20 protein-coding genes are annotated in these 20499 nt (G+C 68.6%); 3 read left to right on the top strand and 17 right to left on the bottom strand.

The annotated features are described in order from the left end of the window. Positions 1–33 precede the first annotated feature (33 nt). On the bottom strand, positions 34–738 hold the full coding sequence (locus tag ACZ5XO_RS04475; RefSeq protein ID WP_464164116.1) for a murein L,D-transpeptidase catalytic domain-containing protein: 705 nt from the start codon (positions 736–738) through the stop codon (positions 34–36). A gap of 127 nt (positions 739–865) precedes the next feature. Between ACZ5XO_RS04475 and ACZ5XO_RS04480 the strand changes: the two genes are divergently transcribed. Then, complete coding sequence (locus ACZ5XO_RS04480; protein ID WP_464164117.1) at positions 866–2182, top strand: metal-dependent hydrolase family protein; 1317 nt, start codon at positions 866–868, stop codon at positions 2180–2182. A 52-nt stretch (positions 2183–2234) separates the two neighbouring features. Continuing rightward, the gene (locus tag ACZ5XO_RS04485) at positions 2235–2723 is read left to right on the top strand and encodes a hypothetical protein (protein WP_464164118.1); all 489 of its coding nucleotides are present in this window, start codon (positions 2235–2237) and stop codon (positions 2721–2723) included. A 3-nt stretch (positions 2724–2726) separates the two neighbouring features. On the opposite strand, the gene ACZ5XO_RS04490 is transcribed toward ACZ5XO_RS04485, so the two are convergent. From ACZ5XO_RS04490 to ACZ5XO_RS04520, 7 genes are all read right to left on the bottom strand, one after another. Next, the gene (locus ACZ5XO_RS04490) at positions 2727–5027 is read right to left on the bottom strand and encodes a CHASE2 domain-containing protein (RefSeq protein ID WP_464164119.1); all 2301 of its coding nucleotides are present in this window, start codon (positions 5025–5027) and stop codon (positions 2727–2729) included. Positions 5028–5030: 3 nt separating this feature from the next. Beyond that, a complete protein-coding gene (locus ACZ5XO_RS04495) occupies positions 5031–6377 on the bottom strand; it encodes a FecR family protein (protein WP_464164120.1) in 1347 nt (448 codons plus the stop codon). Between the two features lie 11 nt (positions 6378–6388). Continuing rightward, positions 6389–7120, bottom strand: coding sequence for a response regulator transcription factor (locus tag ACZ5XO_RS04500; RefSeq protein WP_464164121.1), 732 nt, complete (start codon positions 7118–7120; stop codon positions 6389–6391). A gap of 88 nt (positions 7121–7208) precedes the next feature. Beyond that, the gene (gene lpxK, locus ACZ5XO_RS04505; RefSeq protein WP_464164122.1) at positions 7209–8264 is read right to left on the bottom strand and encodes a tetraacyldisaccharide 4'-kinase; all 1056 of its coding nucleotides are present in this window, start codon (positions 8262–8264) and stop codon (positions 7209–7211) included. Next, positions 8261–9562 (bottom strand): 3-deoxy-D-manno-octulosonic acid transferase, encoded by a 1302-nt coding sequence (locus ACZ5XO_RS04510; protein WP_464164123.1) that lies wholly within the window; start codon positions 9560–9562, stop codon positions 8261–8263. The genes lpxK and ACZ5XO_RS04510 overlap by 4 nt, the downstream gene beginning before the upstream one ends. 3 nt (positions 9563–9565) lie before the next feature. Then, a complete protein-coding gene (locus ACZ5XO_RS04515; RefSeq protein WP_464164124.1) occupies positions 9566–10252 on the bottom strand; it encodes a lysophospholipid acyltransferase family protein in 687 nt (228 codons plus the stop codon). Beyond that, positions 10249–12126: an ABC transporter ATP-binding protein gene (locus tag ACZ5XO_RS04520; RefSeq protein ID WP_464164125.1), complete on the bottom strand. Its 1878-nt coding sequence runs from the start codon at positions 12124–12126 to the stop codon at positions 10249–10251. Before ACZ5XO_RS04520 ends, ACZ5XO_RS04515 begins: the two co-directional genes overlap by 4 nt. 91 nt (positions 12127–12217) lie before the next feature. On the opposite strand from ACZ5XO_RS04520, the gene ACZ5XO_RS04525 reads away from it, so the two are divergent. After that, positions 12218–12883: a fused DSP-PTPase phosphatase/NAD kinase-like protein gene (locus tag ACZ5XO_RS04525; protein ID WP_464164126.1), complete on the top strand. Its 666-nt coding sequence runs from the start codon at positions 12218–12220 to the stop codon at positions 12881–12883. Between the two features lie 3 nt (positions 12884–12886). Here ACZ5XO_RS04525 and ACZ5XO_RS04530 read toward each other — a convergent pair whose 3' ends face one another. The 9 genes from ACZ5XO_RS04530 to ACZ5XO_RS04570 form a co-directional block, all read right to left on the bottom strand. After that, positions 12887–13087, bottom strand: a complete 201-nt coding sequence (locus ACZ5XO_RS04530) for a hypothetical protein (RefSeq protein ID WP_464164127.1) — start codon at positions 13085–13087, stop codon at positions 12887–12889. Next, positions 13084–13272, bottom strand: a complete 189-nt coding sequence (locus tag ACZ5XO_RS04535) for a hypothetical protein (RefSeq protein WP_207822829.1) — start codon at positions 13270–13272, stop codon at positions 13084–13086. The genes ACZ5XO_RS04530 and ACZ5XO_RS04535 overlap by 4 nt, the downstream gene beginning before the upstream one ends. A 99-nt stretch (positions 13273–13371) precedes the next feature. Beyond that, the gene (locus ACZ5XO_RS04540; protein ID WP_464164128.1) at positions 13372–13608 is read right to left on the bottom strand and encodes a DUF4170 domain-containing protein; all 237 of its coding nucleotides are present in this window, start codon (positions 13606–13608) and stop codon (positions 13372–13374) included. 32 nt (positions 13609–13640) lie between these two features. Then, the gene (locus ACZ5XO_RS04545; RefSeq protein ID WP_464164129.1) at positions 13641–14435 is read right to left on the bottom strand and encodes a 3'(2'),5'-bisphosphate nucleotidase CysQ; all 795 of its coding nucleotides are present in this window, start codon (positions 14433–14435) and stop codon (positions 13641–13643) included. Continuing rightward, positions 14432–15778, bottom strand: a complete 1347-nt coding sequence (locus ACZ5XO_RS04550; RefSeq protein WP_464164130.1) for a TldD/PmbA family protein — start codon at positions 15776–15778, stop codon at positions 14432–14434. The genes ACZ5XO_RS04545 and ACZ5XO_RS04550 overlap by 4 nt, the downstream gene beginning before the upstream one ends. Before the next feature lie 242 nt (positions 15779–16020). Next, positions 16021–16422: an MAPEG family protein gene (locus tag ACZ5XO_RS04555; protein ID WP_464164854.1), complete on the bottom strand. Its 402-nt coding sequence runs from the start codon at positions 16420–16422 to the stop codon at positions 16021–16023. Beyond that, positions 16419–18197: a M14 family metallopeptidase gene (locus ACZ5XO_RS04560; protein WP_464164131.1), complete on the bottom strand. Its 1779-nt coding sequence runs from the start codon at positions 18195–18197 to the stop codon at positions 16419–16421. The genes ACZ5XO_RS04555 and ACZ5XO_RS04560 overlap by 4 nt, the downstream gene beginning before the upstream one ends. Positions 18198–18310: 113 nt before the next feature. Next, the gene (locus ACZ5XO_RS04565; protein WP_464164132.1) at positions 18311–18931 is read right to left on the bottom strand and encodes a hypothetical protein; all 621 of its coding nucleotides are present in this window, start codon (positions 18929–18931) and stop codon (positions 18311–18313) included. A gap of 32 nt (positions 18932–18963) precedes the next feature. Then, entirely contained in the window at positions 18964–20493 is a 1530-nt protein-coding gene (locus ACZ5XO_RS04570; protein ID WP_464164133.1) for a UbiD family decarboxylase, read from the bottom strand. Positions 20494–20499 lie beyond the last annotated feature (6 nt).

Consider the following 20499-nt stretch of genomic DNA (forward strand, 5'->3'; position numbering starts at 1 on the left):
GCATGAAGCCGCGCCAGGCGGCTCGGCCTCGGCTCAGGTCATGGCGAACAGAAGCCGGCCCTCGCCCATGCGTTCGCGCAAGGGAACCAGGTCGGCGTGGGACACCGAGAAGCAGCCGTAGGATCGGCCCAGCTTGCCTTCACGCGCCAGGAAGGCCGGATCGGCGTAGTCGGCGCCGTGAATGATGATGGCGCGTTCGCGGGCGCGGCTGTTGGAATACTCCAGCCCGTCCAGAAGGACGTTCGGCCCCTGCTGCGAGCCCCAGTTGGCGCCCGCCGTGGCGTAGGCGCCGATGGACGACATGTGGCTGTCCATCTCGTTCGAGAAGCGCTGGGCGAAGCCCGAGTGCGCCGGGTCCGAGCCGCGGCCGTGGCTGGTGCGATAGGCCGTGACCCAGCCGCCTTCCAGATCCACTTCGTACAGGCGATCCTCGCCCGAGAACTTCTGGAAATCGACCAGATACATCCGGTCGCGCCTGGAAATCTTGTGGCCGTGGGTGTCCAGAGCGGCGTGGGCGCGCTCCATCAGATCCTTGCGGACCACGCCATGCGGATCGATGACGGGGCCGCTGACCCTGGTCGCGGCGACCGGTTGCGGCGTCGCGGTCGGAATCGGAACGACGGGGAGGCTGGCAGGCGCGGCGCCGGCGAGCTGGAGCTTGGTGGTCGAAGCGGCGGAGGAACATCCCGCCAACAGGGCCGAACCGCCCAGGATCAAGCCACGTCTGGAAAGCCGCATGCGACGCCCCTCGCACGATTAAACAACTGTATCGGCTTGTTTCACAAAGCCCCGTAACGACGCAACCTGAGCCTTGGCGAATGACGTCAAAGGGCTAAGGTGAAATCTGGAGTTCTGGGAGGGACCGATGAAGAAACTGGCTCTGATTGTGACCGCTGCCGTTCTGGCCGCCACCTCGGCGCAGGCGCGGCAAGCCCCTGCGGTCGCAGCCGTTTCGGCGGAACAGCCGACCACGTTCGTCCAAGTGGGGCGACTTCTGGCCGATCCGGCCAGCGGCCGGGTGCTGCGTGATAAAACTCTCGTGATCAGAGGGAACCAAGTTGTCGAAATCCGCGACGGTTTCGTCGGCGACGGCCAGGTGGTCGATCTGCGCGCCGCCTTCGTCCTGCCCGGTCTGATCGACAGCCATGTCCACCTGACCGGTCAGCAGAACCCCAACGGGCGACTGGAAAACGTCACCGAGTCGAATGCGACCCAGGCCATGATCGGCGCTCGCTACGCCCGCCGGACCCTGAACGCGGGCTTCACCACGGTGGCCGATCTGGGCGCCAGCAATGAAGCCATCTTCGCCCTGCGCGAGGCTGTGAAGCGCGGTGACGTGCCGGGACCGCGCATCATCGCGGCGGGCTCGTCGGTGTCTGTCCACGGCGGCCACGGCGACATCAACGGCTATCGCGAGGACGTCATGCACGTCCTGTCGCCGGAAAGCGTCTGCTCGGGCGTCGAGGACTGCATGCGAGCGGTGCGCCTTCAGGTCCGCAGCGGCGCCGACATCATCAAGATCACCGCCACCGGCGGCGTGCTGTCCAACACGGCGGCGGGCCTGGCCCAGCAGTTCAGCGAGGACGAACTGGCCGCCATCGTCGCCTCGGCCCACCGCATGGGGCGCCAGGTCACGGCCCACGCCCACGGCGTCGACGGCATCAACGCCTTTCTGAAGGCGGGCGGCGATTCCATCGAGCACGGCACCTATCTGGACGATGAATCCATGCGGCTGTTCAAGGCGCATAACGCCTGGCTGGTGCCGACCCTGATGGCCGGGGACTATGTGGCGCGCGTGGCGGCCGGACCGGACAACTTCTTCACCCCGGCCCAGACCGCCAAGGCGCTGGAGGCCGGGCCCAAGATGCTGGACATGGCGCGTCGCGCCCACGCGGGCGGCGTCCGCATCGCCTTCGGCACCGACTCCGGCGTCTCGGCGCACGGCGACAACGCCCAGGAGTTCGCCCTGCTGGTTCGCGCGGGACTGACCCCGCTGGAGGCCATCCAGTCCGCCACCGTCGGGGCCGCCGAGCATCTGAAGATCGCCAACGAGGCGGGGCGTCTGGCGCCCGGCATGCCCGCCGACCTGATCGCCGTCTCGGGCGATCCGCTCAGCGACGTGACCGAACTGGAGCGTGTTCGCTTCGTGATGAAGGGCGGCCAGGTCTTCCGTCAGGACTGATCGCCTTTCGTCGGGCATGGTCCGCAAGGGGTGGACGGGCTAAGAACGGCTCATGGCCCGTTCTTCCATGCTCGCCCTGACCGTCGTCCTGCTCCTGGCGGGCTGCGCCTCTGCGCCCCGTGTCGAGGTTGTCGCGCCTTCAGCCTTCGCAGCGGAGGCGGCGACCTATCGTCTGGCTGACCCGGCTTCCGACGATGCGACCCAGGCGGTGAAGCGACGCCTGGCTGAACGCGGCTGGCGTGAGACGGCGACCGCGCCCGACTGGATTATCGACGTGGCCTATGGCGTCCGCTCGCAAAAGACAGGCGCCTTCACTGACGAGGCGGCGCGCGAGGGCCAGTGGACGACCTCTCCGGTCCTGCCGCAGTGGTGGGCCAACGGCCGCAAGCTGCATGTTCTCAGCCTGACCCTGAACAAGCCCGGCGCCGCGCCTGTGGTGCGTGAAGCCAGCGCCCGGACGGTGGTCGGGGACCGCAAGGCGTCGATGGCGCTGGAGGCCCTGGCTGAAGCGGTCGTCGCTGAGCTGCCCGCCGGGCGCTGAGGCCTAGGCCTCGATCACGCGCGGCAGGACCAGCACGAAGACGGCCCCCTGAGCGTCGCCCTCATAGGCGATCCGTCCGCCGTGGCGACGGGCCACCGTGCGAACAAAGGCCAGACCCAGGCCTGAACCGCGGTCATCGGCGTCGCCGTGGCCGAAGGGCTGGAACAGACGGCGTTTCGCCTCGTCCGAGAGGCCCGGTCCCTGATCGCGGATGCGGACGATGCAGACCGTTCGCCCCTCTTCCTCGCCGGTTTCCAGAGTGCAGGCGATGACGCCGCCGGCGGGCCCGTATTTCAGGGCGTTGTCCAGCAGATTGGTCAGCAGGCGCCGCAGCAGGGCCGGATCACCCTGGACCAGGTATTCGTCATCGCCCTCAGGTGTTTGGATCACCACGCCACGGGCCGAGGCCTGGGGCCACAGGGTGTCGGCAGCGTCCATCAGCACCTGCCCCAGATCAAGGACAAGGCTGCGATAGGGCTGGGTTTCCGCGCGGGCCAGCTGGACATAGCCTTCGGCCAGATCCAGCGTCTGGCGGGCGTAGTCGCCGATACGACGCTCAAAGGCGGGATCGGCGCGGTCCTGACGGCCTTCCAGAAGGGTCAGGATCGAGACCTGGGGCGCGCGCATGTCGTGGCTGAGCAGTTGCAGGGCCTGCTCTCTCTGACGCTCGGCGACGCGAACCCCGGTCATGTCGGCGAAACGGACGATGTGTCCCTGTATTCGTCCTTCGGCGTCGGTCAGGCCGGCCGCCGCGACCTTCAGCACCTGACCGGCCGGCGTCAGAATGTCGTCCAGTTCGTGGGCGTCGTCGGCGACGAAGCGCCGCCAGGACGGCTCGCCAAGACTCAGGAAGAGGTCCGCCAGATGCGCCGTCGTTTCTTGCCGGTCGTTTTTCAGTGCAGGGCCGAACAGGGCCAGGGCCCGGTCGTTGGAGACCAGAACCCGCCCGTCGGGGGCGGCGACGACGGTGGCGTCGGGCAGGCTGCGCAGGGCGTCGGCGATGAAGCGGTCCAGATCCCGCAACTGGCGCAGCGCGGCGCGCAGGGTGTCGACCTGTCGGGCCACCACGTCGCCTTGACGCGCGGTCGCGGCGACGGGGGCCAGCCCGGCGATCGGGATGGGGGCCGTCTCGCGACGGAAGGTCTCGACCTCGCTCTGCATATAGGCCGATGCGGCGGCCAGGCGTCGCCAGCTCCACAGCGGATAGGCCAGGGCCAGGCCCGCGACGGCGGCGGCTGGCGGAAACCACAGACCCGCCGTCAGGAAGACGACCGCCGTCAGCCCCAGCGTCAGGACGATCAGGCTCGCGCCCAGCACCATGTTGACCGCGGGGCGCAAGATCAGGAAGCCGCCCACCAGCAGGCCCAGAGGCGTCAGGGACAGGAGCAGCACCCAGACCGGGGAAACCGTGCGAGGACCGCCGCCCTCCAGAAGGGTCTGCAACAGGGCGGCCTGGATCTCGACGCCGGGGCTCAGCTCGCCGTGCGGGGCGGCCGGGGTGGCGTAACGGTCGCCCAGTCCGGGGGCCGTGGCGCCGACCAGAACCAGCCGGTCTTTCAGGAAATCGGCCGGAACCTCGCCGTTCAGCACATCGACGAAGGACAGGGTGCGAAACCGGCCCGGCGGCCCACGATAGGCGATGGCCTCGGGCGCGGCGGCGATCAGGGCGTCGCCGGCCTCGGATTCGACAGGCGCAGAGGGCGGCGCGGCGCCGCCGGCCTCCGCCAGGGGCAGGATCAGTTGCGCCCATGCGTGCGCTCCTGCTTGCATGTAGAGCGGCGCCCGGCGCACGACGCCGTCGCCGTCGATGATCATGTTGACGTGGCCGAGCCCGGCCGCCGCGCTGGCCAGTTCGGGCGAGGGGTCGCTGACCTGCCAGGGCGCGCCGTTCTGGCCGGGGGCGTCGACCAGCAGCGGCAGACGAACCCTGCCGGCGCGGGCCACGGCGGCGGCCAGTGCGGGGTCGCCGGCCTCGGGCTCGGTGAACAGGACGTCGTAGGCCACGGCGCGGGAACCGGCTTCGGTCAGCCGATCGATCAGGGCGGCGTGAAACTCGCGTGGCCAGGGCCAGCGGCCCAGGGCGTTCAGGCTGCGGTCGTCGATGGCGACGATGACGACGGATTCGTCGGCCGGCCCGTCCTGAAGACGGATCAGGGCGTCGTACATCAGGTTGTCCGCGCGATCGGCTGTGGGGCTCAGGGCCAGCCAGCCGACCAGGACGGCGGTCAGAGCTGCAACCAGTCCCCATTCGATCAGGGCGCGCCGACCGGTCAGGCGCGCTCCCAGCCAGCGCCGCGCCTTCATCTTCTAGCGCCCGATGCGCAGTTGCTGCGGTTCCGACCAGACTTGCAGGAGGCGGCCGAAGCGATGGCGCGACCCCTGGACCCGCCATGTGTAGACCCCTGGCGGCAGGTCGCTGAGGGTGAAGGCTTGCTCGGATACGCCGGGCTGATCAATCAGGGGCGCGCCATCCGGTTGGCCGTCGGCGCCTTCGCGCGACAGTTGGAAGCGGAAGCGGGCCTCGCCTTCGCCTTCAGCCTCCCAACGGAAGCGGTAGAAGCGGCGTTTGTCGCGCGCCTCGTTGCTGACCGCCAGCCCGCCGACGCCGTTGCGCGCGCGAATGAAGCTGTAGGTCGTGCTGCGCCCCTCCATCCCTTCGACGGACAGGGCGCTGAGACGCAGGAAATAGGCGCCGTCGGACAGTTCGGGATAGGTCAGACGCCTTGCGTCAGGGGCGCTGTCCGTTTCGGCGAAGGCGTCGATCATGCCGGCGTCCGTCGCCAGCCGTCCGCGATAGATCGAGGCGCCGTCCAGAGGCGTCAGGGCGAAGTCGATGACCGGGCCTGACTGCACGGCGTCCGGGTCGATCAGCGCCGGCGCGGGCAACAGCGGGAGCAACCGGGTGTCGGTCGCCCCGCTGGAGACGCCTTGATCGGCCAGGGCGACGGCTTCGCTGAGACCGTCGCTGGAATCGACCTCGACCACGCCCTCGATGACCTCGGTGGCGGAGCGGTCGGCGTCGTCATTGAACGAGACGCGGAAATCGGTGCCGCGCACGGCTGAAACCGAGACCGGGGTGCGCACTACGAAACCACCGGGGCGACGGCGCGGCGTGACGCGGGATTCGGCGCGTCCGGCCTCGACGGTCAGGGCGTGGTCGACGGCGCCGTTCAGGGCGTAACGGCGCAGGCGGCTAAGGCGCACCCGGCTGTTGGAAGGAACGACGACATGGCTGCCGTCCGACAGGGCCAGGCGGACGAAGGCGTTGGCGCCCGTGGTGAGGACGGCGTCTTCAAGGACGGTCTGGCCCTGAAGCGGCGGTGCAGCCCGCCCGCCCTGGGTCAGGACTACCGCGCCTCGGAAGCCGGCGATGCGCGCCTGATCGGGATCGGCGCGCAGCAGCGAGACAGGAATGGCCAGGGTGCGTCCAATCGCCATGCGGCGCGGATTCGCCACATGATTGTCGCGCTGAACCCGGCGATAGTCGGCGGGCCGGTTCAGGTAGGCGACCGCCAGATCAATCAGGGTGTCGCCGGGTCGCACGACGTAGTCCAGGGTCTCGACCGGCGATGCCGGCCTCGGTTGGGCCATGGCGGGCGCGGCCGCGAGCAGGGTCGCCGTAAGGCCGACGATGGCCGCCCGGTGTCCATTCATGGCTTCGCCTCTTATGCGTCCTCGCCCAGGGATTGGACGACTTCGCCGCCGATCGGATCAGCGTCAACCCGCTCCAGCCGGTATCCGTAGCTGTAGATGGGGGTCAGGCGGAAGCCCTGTTCTGGTCTCAGATCCAGCTTGGTGCGGATGCGCGAGATGTGCATGTCCAAGGATCGGCTGTTCAGATTGGGCTCGTTGCCCCAGACCGTCTCGAGGATATAGGTCCGCGACAGGGCGCGATGCAGGTTGCGGAACAACAGTTGCGCCAGGGAGAATTCCTTGGCGGTCAGGGCCACCGTCTTGCCGTTGCGGGTGACCGATCCTGCCGCATCATGGAAGGCGATGTCGCCGTAGCTTTCAGGGCCTGCGGCGGTATGGGCGTAGGCGCGGCGCATTAAGGCCTTGATGCGCGCCTCCAGAACCACGGGCGACAAGGGTTTGGGCAAATAGTCGTCGGCGCCGGCGTTCAACCCGGCGACAATGTCTTCGTCCTCGGCGCGGCTGGTGACCAGCAGCATGGGGGGCGGCGGTTTCAGATTGGTTCGCGCCCAGGCCAGCACCTCCAGGCCTGAACGGTCAGGCAGGTTCCAGTCCACAATCAGAAGATCAAAAGTGTCCTTGCGCAGGGCCGAGATCAGGGCCTGGGCCCGCGAGAAGAGGGTCGGACGATAGCCAGCCGCCGTGGCCACGCCGGAAATGGCTTCCAACTGGACGGGGTCGTCGTCGAGAACTGCGATCTTCATACTACTGAGCGCTCCGAGAGAACGCCCATCCATAACGCTTAAGGTCTGGCTTGGGGCCGAAGACCAAGGTCAGGATTGTAAAATCTCGTCACTTCAGAAAGAATTTGCCCTGAGAATGTGAGTTGAGAGGCAGGAATGGCTGAACCTTCCCATGAAGGAAGGTTTGGAATCCTGCTTCATCCGTCAGCCGCGCCACGACGGGCCAGGCCAGGATTCGGTCGCGCCAGGCGGGCGGCAGGCGCACCCAGTCCTTTTCCGTCGTCACCAGACCGGCCTCGAACAGGTTCGCCCGATCGGTCAGCAGGGCGAAGTCGCGTTCCGACAGTTCGGCGTGGTCGGGGAAGGGGATGAAGTCCTTCAGATCGCAACCGGCGGCGATCAGCGAGCGCTCGACCTTCCACGGCTTGGCGATGCCGGCGAAACCGACCTGGGGGCCGGGCGGCGGGGCGGCGGCGGGCTCTAGCCGGGCGATGAAGACGGGCAGGTCGCCGAAGGTTTCGACCAGCTCCGGGTCCGCTTCCGGCAGATCGGCGGGCAACAGGATGATGACCGCGTCGGCGCGGGCCAGGCCCGCCTTCAGCGGCTCGCGCATCGGGCCGGACGGAAAGACGGAGCCGTCGCCGAAGGGCCACTCGTCGCCGCGCGTCTCGCCGTCGACGACGATCAGGCTGAGGGTCTTCTTCAGCGCCGGGTTCTGATGGGCGTCGTCCAGCACCAGGGCCTGAGCGCCCGCCGCCACGGCGGCCTTGGCCCCAGCGACGCGGTCGCGGGCGATCCAGGCGGGGGCGTCGGCGGCCAGCATCAGGGGCTCGTCGCCCACGTCGGCGGCGGTGTGGACGGCCAGATCGACCTGAACCGGGCCCTCCAGCATCCCGCCGTAACCGCGCGACAGGGCGGCGGCCTTGATCCCTTGCGCGTGCAGCAGGCGCAGGACCTCGCGGGCGATCGGCGTCTTGCCCGACCCGCCGACCGTCAGATTGCCGATGGAGATGACCGGGGCGCCGGGATCGACCGGCGCAGCGCGGGCGATGCGTCGGGCGGTGACGCCGCTCCAGATCCACGAGGCGGGCTTCAGCAGCATCCGCGCGACGGGGGCGTGGCGACGGTCGCGGCTGTACCACCAGCGGGGCGTGTTCAGCTTCATCGACGGCCTCGCGACGGGGCGGCGGGCAGGTGGGCCTGAAGCGCCAGCCACAGGCGGTCCAGCCCGGCGGCGGCCTCGGCGGCGGCGCGGCGGCCGCGCTCGCCCATGTCGCGCGCGGCGTCGGGGTCTGCCAGCAGCGGGCCGACGATCCCCGGCAGTTCGGCGGGAGACAGCACCGAGACCAGGCCGCCGGAGTTCTTCAACATCCGCGTCACCGCATTCCAGTTGCTGGCGTCGGGGCCGGTGACGACCGGCTTGGCCAGACGCGCAGGCTCCAGCGGGTTATGCCCGCCGACGGCGCCGCCGCCCAGCGCGGGGGCGAACGAGCCGCCCATGACCACCACGTCGGCCAGCCGCATGAACAGGCCCAGTTCGCCGAGGGTGTCGGCCAGATAGATGTCGGTCTCATCCGTCACCGGCTGGCGCAAGCTGCGCCGCGCGAAGCTGTAGCCGTCCTGGGTCAGGGAGCGGGCGATCTCGTCGGCGCGGTCCGGATGGCGCGGCACGACGATCAGGAACAGGCGGTCGGCCAGATGGTCCAGCGCCCCGACAATGGCCATTTCCTCGTGCTCGTGGGTGCTGGCGGCGACCACGACGGGGCGGTCGTCGATCAGGGCCGACAGGCGACCGAACTCGCCCTTGTCATAGGGCAGGGGTTCGCCGGACAGCTTCAAATTGACCTGACCATCGACGCGGGCGCCGAGCGCCGTCAGCCGGTCGGCGCTGGCCTGATCCTGGGGCCAGACATGGGTGAAACAGGCCGTCAGGGCGCGCGCCATGCCGGGGGCCTTCTTCCAGCCCTCGGCGGTCTTGGTGGTGATGCGAGCGCTGACCAGGGCCAGGGCGACGCCGCGCTTCTTGGCGGCCGTCAGCAGGTTGGGCCACAGCTCGCTCTCGACGAAGACGCCGATGGTGGGCCGCCAGTGGTCGAGGAAGGCGGCGACGGCGCCGGGGCTGTCCACCGGGGCGAACTGGTGGATGACGCCGGCGGGCAGGCGCTGGGCCAGAATCTGCGCCGAGGTCAGCGTCCCGGTGGTGACCAGAACCGTCACGTCGGGGCGGTCCTTGCGGATGCGTTCGGCCAGCGGCAGGATGGACAGGGCTTCGCCGACGCTGACGCCGTGAATCCAGATCAGGGGCCCGGCGGGGCGCGCTGTGCCGGCCAGGCCCAGGCGTTCGTCGACCCTTTGCGGGTCTTCCTTGCCTTGCTTGACGCGGGCGTCGAGCAGACGAGGGGCCAGGGGCTCGATCAGGCGGGTCAGCAGGCCATAGGCGATCAGGGCGGGGCTGAAGATCACGGTCTAGACGCGCTCCAGCCCGGTGACGGCGTCGGCGCGGGCCTCGACGGCGGTCAGGCGCGCGGTCCAGTCAGCGACGACCTGGTCCATCTCGGCGCCCTCGGGATACCAGGCCTTGTCCCAGACGATGGCGCCACGGCCGAAGGGCAGGGGGACGATCGCCTTATCCCAGCTGTTCAGCCGGATGGCGGGCTTGCACGACAGGCCGATGAACAGAACCGGCGCGCCTGAAATCCGGGCCATCAGCGGCAGGCCCTCGGCCATCTGACGCGCCGGACCGCGCGGTCCGTCGGGGGTCAGGGCCAGACCGCCGACCTTGAGTTGCTTCAGGCCGTCGCGCAGGGCCTGGGTGCCGCCCTTGGCCTGCTTGGCCTTGTCCTTGTTGCTGGACGAGCCGCGCACGGCGGGGATGCCGAGGCGGCCCACGGCGCGGGCGAAGAACTCGCCGTCGGCGCTCAGCGACACCAGCCCCTTGACCGGCTGGGCTCGCTTCATCGGCCAGCAGGCGGCGGCGAGCGCCAGTCGCGAGTGCCAGAAGGCGCAAAGGACGCCGCCGCCCTCGGTCCAGACCTCCTCGGCGACCTGTTCGTTCTCGTGTTCCCAGCGGATGGTGGCGTAGCAGAACCGCATCCATTCCGAGAGGATCCAGGCCATGGAGGTCTGGATGATCGGATTGCGCAGCGGCCTCATGCGCCGGTCTCATCCGGCAGGGTCATGGGCAGGGCGGACGCGACGAGCGGCGCGGCGCCGTCCAGCGACTGTTGCCGGGCCAGACGGGCGTAGAGGCCGCCCTGCTTGACCAGGGCCGCGTGCGCGCCCTGTTCGACGACGCGGCCGGCCTCGATCACATAGATGCGGTCGGCGTTCTGCACCGTCGACAGGCGGTGGGCGATCATCAGGGTGGCGCGGCCGTGCATCAGCCGCTCCAGCGCCGCCTGGACCAGGGCCTCGCTTTCGGTGTCGAGCGCACTGGTCGCCTCGTCCAGCAACAGGATCGGCGCGTCCTTGAGGAAGGCGCGGGCGATGGCGATGCGCTGGCGCTGGCCGCCGGACAACCGCATCCCGGCCTCGCCGACGCGGGTGGCGTAGCCCTCGGGCAGGGCGGTGAGGAAGTCATGGGCGGCGGCGGAACGGGCGGCCTCGATGATCTGCTCGGCGGTCGCGCCTTTGCGGCCATAGGCGATGTTGGCGGCGATGGTGTCGTCGAACAGGAAGGGTTCCTGCGTCACCAGGGCGATATGGTCGCGCAGGGACTGCAGCTTCAGTTCGCGGATGTCGCGGCCGTTGACGGTCACGGCCCCCGCGGTGACGTCATAGAAGCGCGGCAGCAGCGACAGGATGGTGGACTTGCCGCCGCCCGACGGGCCGACCAGGGCGATGGTCTCGCCCGGCGCGACGTGCAGGCTGACGTCCGACAGGGTCGGGGCGGCGCCGTCCTCGCTGGCGTGATAGGCGAAGGAGACGTGGTCCAGGGCGACGGTGACCGGGCCGGTCTCCAGTTCGATGGCGTCGCTCGCCTCGCGGATTTCAGGCTCGATATCCAGGGCGGTGAACAGGCGCCGGGCGGCGGTTAGGCCTTCGCTGAGGACGGTGGTCAGGTTGGTGACCTGCCGCAGGGCCTGTCCGGCCAGCAGCAGCATGCCGATGAAGGAGGCGAAGGCACCGACCGTCATTTCGCCCTGGCTGGCGCTCCACCCGGCATAGGCCATGACGGCGGCGACGATGCTGTAGGCGACGATGTCGCTGGCGGGACCGGAGAAGGCGCGGCTGTCGGCGCCCTTGATGATGTGACGTTGACGCCGGGCGATGACCTCGCCGACCCGCGCCTCCTCGGCGGCCTCGCGGTTCTCGATCTTGATGACGCGGACGCCGTCGAGGTTCTCCATCAGGGCGCTGGACAGAGCCTCGGTCTCGACCATGGCGCCCCGGGCGGCCTTGCGTGACTTCTTGCCGAAGCGGCGGATGATCCAGCTGACCACCGGCACGCCCAGCAGGACGATTAGCGTCAGCGGCAGGTCGATGAAGCCCATGGCGACGATGACGCCCAGAAGCATCAGGGCGTTCTGGGTGTAGTTAACCACACCCGAGGTGAAGGCCTCGCGCACCAGGTTGGCGTCAAACAGCACGGACGAGACGAAGGTCCCTGAGTGCTGGCCGCGCAGGCGCGACAGGTCGGCCCGGATCATGCCCGAGAAGAGCTGCTTCTGGATGTCGCCGACAATGCCGTGGCCGAGGCGGTTCACCAGCGCCGCCTGGGCCGCCATGGCCAGAGACCGGACGATGGCCACCACGATGATGAACAGGGGGATGAGGATCAGCACCTTGTCCGACGGGATGCTGACCAGGCCCCACACCTTCACCGGGCCTTCATGCCGGGTGAACAGCAGGTCGATGGCCGGCTCGAGGAATTTGAGCAACAGGGCGGTCAGGCCGCCGGAAACCGCCGCGCAGAGCATGGAGGCGAAGAAGGCCGGCTTGTGCCGGGACAGGTAGTCACGCCAGATCCGGCCCAGAAGCGGCCGCAAGGGTTCGCGAGTGTCGGAGGCGGGCGCGGGAACGGTCATTGGCTCTCGGTCGAACGGCTTGGGCGCCAAGTCAAGCCATGCGGCGCAGCCTGTGGGTGACGTGGGACGGTTTCACCGCTATCTGCGGCCTATGCAGGGATATGATCTGACCACGGGGATGGGCCGATTCAAGACGCATTGGTCCTATTTCTGGAAGGATCACGCCTTCCTGCGCACGGCCTTCACCAACGCCCACTGGCTGGGGCCGGATCTGGTGCGCACCAATCAGCCGTCGCCGGGCCAGCTGGCCTATTGGCGAAGGCGCGGGATCAGGACGGTCATCAACCTGCGCGGCCGGCGCGACGAGGCCTATTACTGGCTGGAAAAGGACGCCTGCGAGCGGCTGGGCCTGATCCTGATCGACGCGCCGCTGGATTCGCGCGATCCGCCGGGCCGCGACCGCATCGACCGGGCGCGCGACCTGTTCAAGACCATCGAATATCCGGCTCTGATCCACTGCAAGTCGGGCGCGGACCGGGCGGGGATGATGGCCGTGCTGTATCGCCACTTCCATCTGGGCGAGCCGATCTCGGCGGCCCTGTCGGAACTGGGCAAGCGCACCCTGCACAGCCGCGAGGGCCTGACGGGCGTGCTGGACTATACGCTCGAGAAATATGTCGCCGAGGTCGAGCCGACCGGCGTCAGCTTCCAGGACTGGATCGCCAGCGACGCCTATGATCCCAAGGCGATCCGCGCCGAGTTCAAGGCCGGCTGGTGGGGCAAGCTGGTCGTCGACCGCCTGCTGAAGCGCGAATAGGGCCTAGCCCCAGGGACCACGCTTGGGGCCGTTCTGGGCCGTTTCGGCGTCGCGTCGCGCCTTGCGGTCGGCTTCCCACTGGCGGAACCAGCGGGCGCAGTTGCGTTCGCGGCCCAGCACGATCAGCCAGAGGGCCAGGACGCTGATCAGGGAGATGATCCCGAACAGCTGTTGTCCGTCGAGAGTCTGGCCGAACAGGGTCACGGTCGCGGCTCCGGATTGCGGGACGGATGATGATGCCCGGATTCGGCCGGAGTGATGGGGTCGTTCCAGGCGGTGTCCTGATCTTCGCCAGGGCGGGGCGTGTGCGCCGGCCCCTTCTTCACGACCCAGACGACAGCGACCACGGCCAGGATCACCAGCAGCAGGACGATCAGGGTGGGCGTCATGATGAGCACCTCTTCAGAAACGCCAAAGGCGGCTGACGGGAAAGCGCGTCAGCCGCCTGTGCGGTTCCGTAAACCTCGCCGTGAGGCGAAGGCGGCGGATCAGACGTCCGAGCGCGGGTCGATCAGCTTGTGCGCGTGCAGGATGAAGTAGCGCATGTGGGCGTTGTCGACGGTGGCCTGGGCGCGGGCCTTCCAGGCCTGCTTGGCTTCGTCATAGCTGCCATAGGCGCCGACGAACTCGACCTGGGCCAGGTCGCGGAAGACGGGCTCGGCCGGGTGGCGCATTTCGCCGCCGATGACGAGGTGAAGCAGCTGGGGATCGTGGGCGTCAGCCATGGAGAGGGGGTTCCATTGCGAGAGAGGGGAGATCAGATCGCCAGCGGGATAGGCGCTGTGCGCCTCACGATCAACGGGTGAAGGGCCGGCGCGGCGCAGATCAGGCTGGTTTGGCGCGGATCCGGGCGATTAAATCGCCACGGACGGCCCATATGGTCGCTGACGCGGGCTCCGGCCTCCTCGGCGATCAGGGCGCCGGCGCAGACGTCCCAGTCCCACTTGGGGCTGATGGCGATGGCCGCATCGAAGGCTCCGGCGGCGACCAGGGCCATGCGATAGGCCAGGGCGTTGCGCTTGGTGAAGCGCATTTCGGGCCAGGGCTCGGCCCATTCGCGCGCCTCCATCAGGCGGGCGTCGGCCAGAAGCTCGGCGTCTTCCAGGGTGTCGGTGTCCGAGGCGCTGATCGGTCGGCCCTGCAGTCGGGCGCCGCCGCCGAGTGTGGCCTCGAACATCTCGCCCAGCATGGGGGCGTGGATGACGGCGGCGACGGGGCGGCCGTCCTCGACCACGGCGATGGGGACGCACCACCACGGCTTGTTCTTCATATAGGCGACGGTGCCGTCGATGGGGTCGACGACGAAGATGCGCTTCTTCGTCAGGCGCTCGGCGCTGTCGGCCGTCTCCTCGGACAGCCAGCCATAGTCAGGGCGGGCGGTCAGCAGGGCGTCCTTGAGCAGCTGATCCACCGCCAGATCGGCGCTGGTGACGGGCGAGCCGCCGTCCTTGGACCAGACCTTCAGGCCCGCCTCGCGATGCTCCAGCGCCAGCTTGCCCGCAGCCAGGGCGGCGTCGCGGATCAGTTCGAGGTCGGACAGAAGGTCGGTCATTTGCCGGCGATGGCCACCGCGTCGAACATCAGGGAGGGGCTGTTGAAGGAACCCCGGAACTCCAGATCCGATCCGCGCACCAGCCGGGCGTAGAGGTCAATCAGATTGCCCGCCACGGTCACTTCGCTGACCGGATAGGCGATCTGCCCATTCTCGAACCAGAAACCGGACACCCCCGCCGACCAGTCGCCGTTGTTGGCGTTCAGCGACGGGCCGAACATGGAGGTGATCAGCAGGCCCGACCCGGCCTCGGCCATCAGGCCCGCCTTGTCGTGCTCGCCCGGCGCCAGATGCAGGTTGTGGGTCGAGACGCCGGACGGTCCCGCCAGCCCGCGCGAGGCGTGACCGGTCGAGGCCATCCCAAGTTGGGCGGCGGCGGCGGTGTTCAGCAGCCAGGTGGTGATGACGCCGTCCTCGACGATGTTGCGCCGTTCGACCGCCACGCCCTCGTCGTCGAACGGGGTCGAGCCGAGGCCGCGCAGGCGGAAGGGGTCGTCGATCATGTCGACGCCTTCGGGCAGGACGCGCTGGCCTAGCTTGTCCTTCAGGAAGGAACTGCCGCGCGCGATGGCCGGGCCGGAGATGGCGCCCAGCAGCGGCGACAGGACCTGGGTGGCGATACGGTTCTCGAAGATGACCGGGGCGGTGGTCGAGGCGATCTTGCGCGGGCCGACTCGAGCCACGGCGCGTTCGCCCGCCTTCAGGCCGATCTCGGCGGCGCCGGGCAGGTCGGACAGGTGGCGCACAGCGCGGCTTTCGCCGCCGCGCTCCATGGCCCCGTCCTTCTCGGCGATGACGCCGACACCCAGCGAGAAGGCGCTGCCCCGATGGCGGCCGTCGAAACCGTGTGAGGTGACCAGCCGCCATTCGCTGGCCGACCAGGAGGCGTGGCCGCCTTCAGACTTGGATACGCCCGTGACGGCGAGGGCGGCGGCCTCGGCCTCGGCGGCGGCGGCCTCCAGGGCCTCGGCGGTGCGTTCGGACGGGTCGAACAGGTCGAGGTCGGCGTGCGGCCCCTGCGCCAGCCGGTCCTGCGGCGCCAGCGAGGCATAGGGGTCTTCGGGCGCCAGCTTCGCCATGGCCACGGCGCGCTCAACCAGACGGGCGCGGGTGGCGTCGGACAGGTCGGAGGCGGAGACCGTGGCCTGACGCCGGCCGATGAAGACGCGCAACCCTAAGTCGCGGGCCTCCTCGCGCTCGACCTCTTCCAGCCCGGCGTTGCGCACGCCGACGGACAGGGAGGCGCGATGGGCGGAAACCGCCTCGGCGGCGTCGGCGCCGGCCTTCAGCGCGGCGGCGACCAGATCGGACAGGATGTCGGGGGAGGGCGTCTTATCGGACATGCCCCGATATGGCGGAGGGACGTCTAGGCTGCAACCGTTGTAACCCTCTCCGTCGGGAGAGGGCTTGAGCGCACGAGAGCCGGAGGCGATCGTTCTTGCGCGAAAGGGTGAGGGGCTTGTCCTGTCAGTCGGCGAAGCCGTGGTGCGGCGGCTTACGCCTACTTCAACCGCGAACCCTCACCCTTGGCCAAACGCTGCGCTCTTGGAGGCTCAATCCCTCTCCCATCGGGAGAGGGAGACTTTTAGATTACCGACCAGGCGATCAGGCTGACGGCGGCGACCAGAAGCGCCAGCCAGGTCAGGACCATGCCCGTCACCCGGCCCAGCGAGGGGCCTTTCTGGAACAGCAGGCCCAGGGCGTGGATGACCCGACCCGCGAACAGCACTCCGCCGACGCCGTGGATCAGCAGGGGCGGCGCTCCGACGAAGGCCAGCAGAATCAGGCCGCACATGCCGGCCGGGATGTATTCCGCCGCATTGCCGAAGGCGCGGACGGCGGGCGTCATCTCGGGATTTCCGCCGTCGCCGAACTCGATCAGGTGCCGACGACGGCGGCTGACCACGACGCTGGACAGAACCAGCAGCAACAGGATCAGCAGCCCGCCCCACAGGGTCGCGGCCTGAATCGAAGGAACCATGCTCAGTTCTCCCGTCCGACCGGATAGAGGCGGAAGCGCTGATCATAGAAGGGCGTGCGCTCGTAGAACCAGGCCAGGCGCGCGTCGCCGTCGGCGGCGAAGGCGGGATCGGCGGCCAGCCTGGCCTCGAACTCGGCCATCAACGCGGGATCGGCGGCCAGCATCTTCTCGGCCAGGGGCGCGATGGCGTAGGCCTCGATGTATTCGACACGGTTCAGCACCTCGGGGAACATGCCCCAGGCGAAGAAGCTTTCCGACGACTGCGGCTCCAGCAGCAGGATGGCGACGTCGCCCATCGGCTGATCGGTCGGCACACGCACCGAACCGACGGGGAAGGTCCAGTCCCTGGCCTCGGCGCGGACTTCGTCGACCGTGATCGGCACATGGCCTTCATTGGTGCGGCCGGAGACCCTGGGATCGATCAGGCGCAGCATGTCGACGGCGACCGTGCGCGGGGCGTCCAGGGTCTCCATCTGCACGCCGTGGATCTTCAGTCGCTCGATGATGTCGGCGCGATAGGACGGCACCCAGTAGGCGGTCGGGCGCTTCAGCGTCAGGGTCGGGTGCGAACCGAAGTAGGGCACCTGCCACAGCTCGGGGTCCGGCTGACCCAGCCAGCGCAGTTCCGGGCGGCCCGAGGCGGCGCTTTGATAGGTGTCGTAGAGGATGCCCTTGAAGGGGCGGATGCGCGTCGGCTGGTCGTCGCCGTCGAAGTTGGCGGGCAGTTCGGCGGGACGCAGGGCGCGGTCGGCGGTGATGGCGGCGCGCAGGGTCTGCGACTTCTCGGCCAGCAGCTTCAGCGCTTCTTCGAGGAAGACATAGGTGCCCAGAACGCGCTGCTCGTGCGGTTTCAGGCTATGGTTTTCGATCAGGATGGTCGGGACGTGGGCGGCCGAGCCCCAGCCGTTGGAATAGCGCTCGCCCAGACCGCCGTCGTTCATGCCCTTCTTCGGGTCGCGGTCGTCGATGGCGAAGACCAGCTCGCCGGGGATGTGGCCCCGGGCTTCCAGCGCGGCGTTCATCTCGGGCTTGAAGGCGTCGTCCAGCCACTTTGCGATGGCCGGGCTGCGGCTCCAGACGCCGTCCTCGCCGTTGTAGCCGTAGGTGACGTCGTACTGATAATCGATGCCGTCGGTGACGTGGATGTCGACGTAGAGGTCGGGCTTGTACTTGTGGATCAGGCCCATGACGGCCTGCATCTCGGTCTGATCCAGCTTCATGAAGTCGCGGTTCAGGTTCTGGTTGGTCGCCGTGTGACGCCAGCCCTGATTGCGCGGTCCGCGCTGGTTGGGGCGAGAGTAAGGGCTGGTCCGCTCGTGTCCGTCCACGCTCAGGATCGGGATCAGGATCAGGTTGGCCCGGTCCAGCAGGCCGTCCTTGCCGTAGAAGGCCATGTCGCGCAGCAGCATCATGCCCGCGTCCTTGCCGTCGATCTCGCCCGGGTGAATGCCGGCCTGTGCCAGCAGCACGGGCTTGTTCGGGTCCAGCGTGGCGCCGTCCTTCGACGCGATGACGGCGTAGATGGGGCGGCCTTCCGGCGAGACGCCGAACTGCTCGATGCGGATCAGGTCGCTGGCCGCGTCCAGCCGGTCGAACCAGGCGCGGGTGTCGGCGTAGGAGGGCGAAAAGTCATGCGCCGCATCGGCCTCGAACGCCGTGACCCAGGGATCCGAGGAGTCGCGCAGAAGAGCCCTGGACGCTCCGTTCCACGCGGGCGCGGGCGGCAGGAAGGCCTGATCCCAGGGGGCGACGTTGGAGACGGAGGTCGGGGTCTGGGACATGGCGGGGCTCACGCAGGCGACAAGGGCGGCTACGGCCGCCGCAACGAAGTAATCAGGGCGCATGGCTCTTCGTGGGCTGATCGTCATCGTCTGGCAAGTCTCCGGCAATGTTCTCAGCTCGCGCCGAAGACGGGGCCCCAGGCCGCCAGCGCCGCCGCCGACCGGGCCATCTGCCACAGGCTGTAAAGCAGGACGACGGCCAGAGCCCCGACCGCGACGCGCCGCCAGGGCGCGAAGGCCGCCGTCGCCGTCCCCACCACGAAAACGGCCACTCCGGCCCACAGGCTCACCGAACCGGCCACCTTGGCGAAGCCGGGATCGACCTGCCCCAGGATGATCACCATCACGGCCACGATCAGGTTGGCCCCCATGATGCAGCCGAACACCAGCTTGCGGTGAGCCCAGAAGTGGGCGTCCAGATCGACCCGTTCATGCGTCCCCTCGGCCGAGACGCGCGGGAAGGTGACGCTGGCCGCCACATAGAAGGTCGCGGCGATGCTCAGGCTGACCAGCAGGAGGAAGGTGTTGAACGGCGCCCCGCGGAAGATGACCCAGGCCTGGTTCCAGAAGGTGGCGATGTCGATGGCGACGAACAGGGCCAGGGCGGGGGTCAGCCAGCCGAACCGGATGCGCTCGCGTTCGTGCAACACTCGCGCGAAACCGCCGACCAGTTCCGCCACCGACAGACCCAGCAGCAGGCCGTAAAAGCTGAAAAAGAACTCGAACGCGCTCAAAATCGCCCCCCGGCGCCGACTGACGGCTCAGCCTATTTCCAGATCGGCGTCTTGTCGCCCGGCAATCCCAGACTGTCCCAGATGGCGTTGACGCGCTCGACCACGGCCTCGTCCATGCGGATTTCCTCGCCCCATTCGCGCTTGGTCTCGGGCTCCCACTTGTCGGTGGCGTCCAGACCGATCTTGGAGCCCAGACCGCTCTCGGGGCTGGCGAAGTCCAGATAGTCGATGGGGGTGTTCTCGATGACCGTGATGTCGCGCGCCGGGTCCATCTTGGTCGAGACGGCCCACATGACGTCCTTCCAGTCGCGGGCGTTGATGTCGTCGTCCACGACAATGATCCACTTGGTGTACATGAACTGCCGCAGATAGCTCCAGCAGCCCATCATCACCCGCTTGGCGTGGCCCGGATAGGCCTTCTTCATCGACACCACGGCGATGCGATAGCTGCACCCCTCGGGCGGCAGCCAGAAGTCGGTGATCTCGGGGAACTGCTGGCGGATTAGCGGGATGAAGACCTCGTTCAGCGCCTCGCCCAGCACACTCGGCTCGTCCGGCGGACGGCCGGTGAAGGTGGTCAGATAGATGGGGTCCTTGCGCATGGTGATGGCGCTGACCTGGAAGACCGGGAATTTCTCGACCGAGTTGTAGTAGCCGGTGTGGTCGCCATAGGGGCCCTCGTCCTCGAACTCGTCCAGCAGGACGTGGCCTTCCAGCACGATCTCGGCGTTGGCGGGGACCATCAGGGGCACGGTCTTGCACGGCACCAGTTCGGCCTTGGAGCCGCGCATCAGACCCGCGAACTGATACTCCGACAGGGTTTCCGGCACCGGGGTCACGGCGGCCAGAATGGTGCCGGGATCGGCGCCGAGCACGACGGCGCAGGGCAGGGGCTCGCGCTTGCCCGCCTTCTTGTGCCGGGCATAGTGCTGGGCGCCGCCGCGATGGGCCAGCCAGCGCATGATGGCCTTGTCCTTGCCCAGGACCTGCATCCGGTAGATGCCCAGGTTGAAGTCGTCCTCGCGGTCGTCCGACGGCCCCTTGGTCACGACCAGACCCCAGGTGATCAGCGGCGCAGGCTCGCCCGGCCAGCAGCCCTGGATAGGGAGCGCGGTCAGGTCGATCTGGTCGCCCTTCAGCACCACCTCCTGCACCGGGGCCTTCTTCACCGTCTTGGGCCGCATGGACATGACGGTCTGGGCCAGAGGCAGCATCTCCATGGCGTCGCCGAGACCACGCGGCGGCGTCGGATTGCGCAGGAAGGCCAGCAGCTCGCCGACTTCTCTCAACTCACCGGCGGTAGTGCGCGCCTTGCCCTCCAGCGTCACGCCCATGGCCACCCGCTTCACCGTGCCGAACAGGTTGGCCAGGCAGGGAATGGGGCTGATCGAGCCGTCGGGCATGACCGGCTTCTCGAACAGGACCGCCGGGCCGCCGTTGCGTAGCAGCCGGGTCTGGATCTCGGTCATCTCCAGATGGGTGGAGACGGGCTCCGACACGCGGACCAGTTCGCCGTCGGCTTCGAGGGTGGCGATGAAATCGCGCAGGGACTTGTAGGCCATGCGCTG

It is taken from the genome of Brevundimonas sp. T2-11, assembly GCF_055397675.1.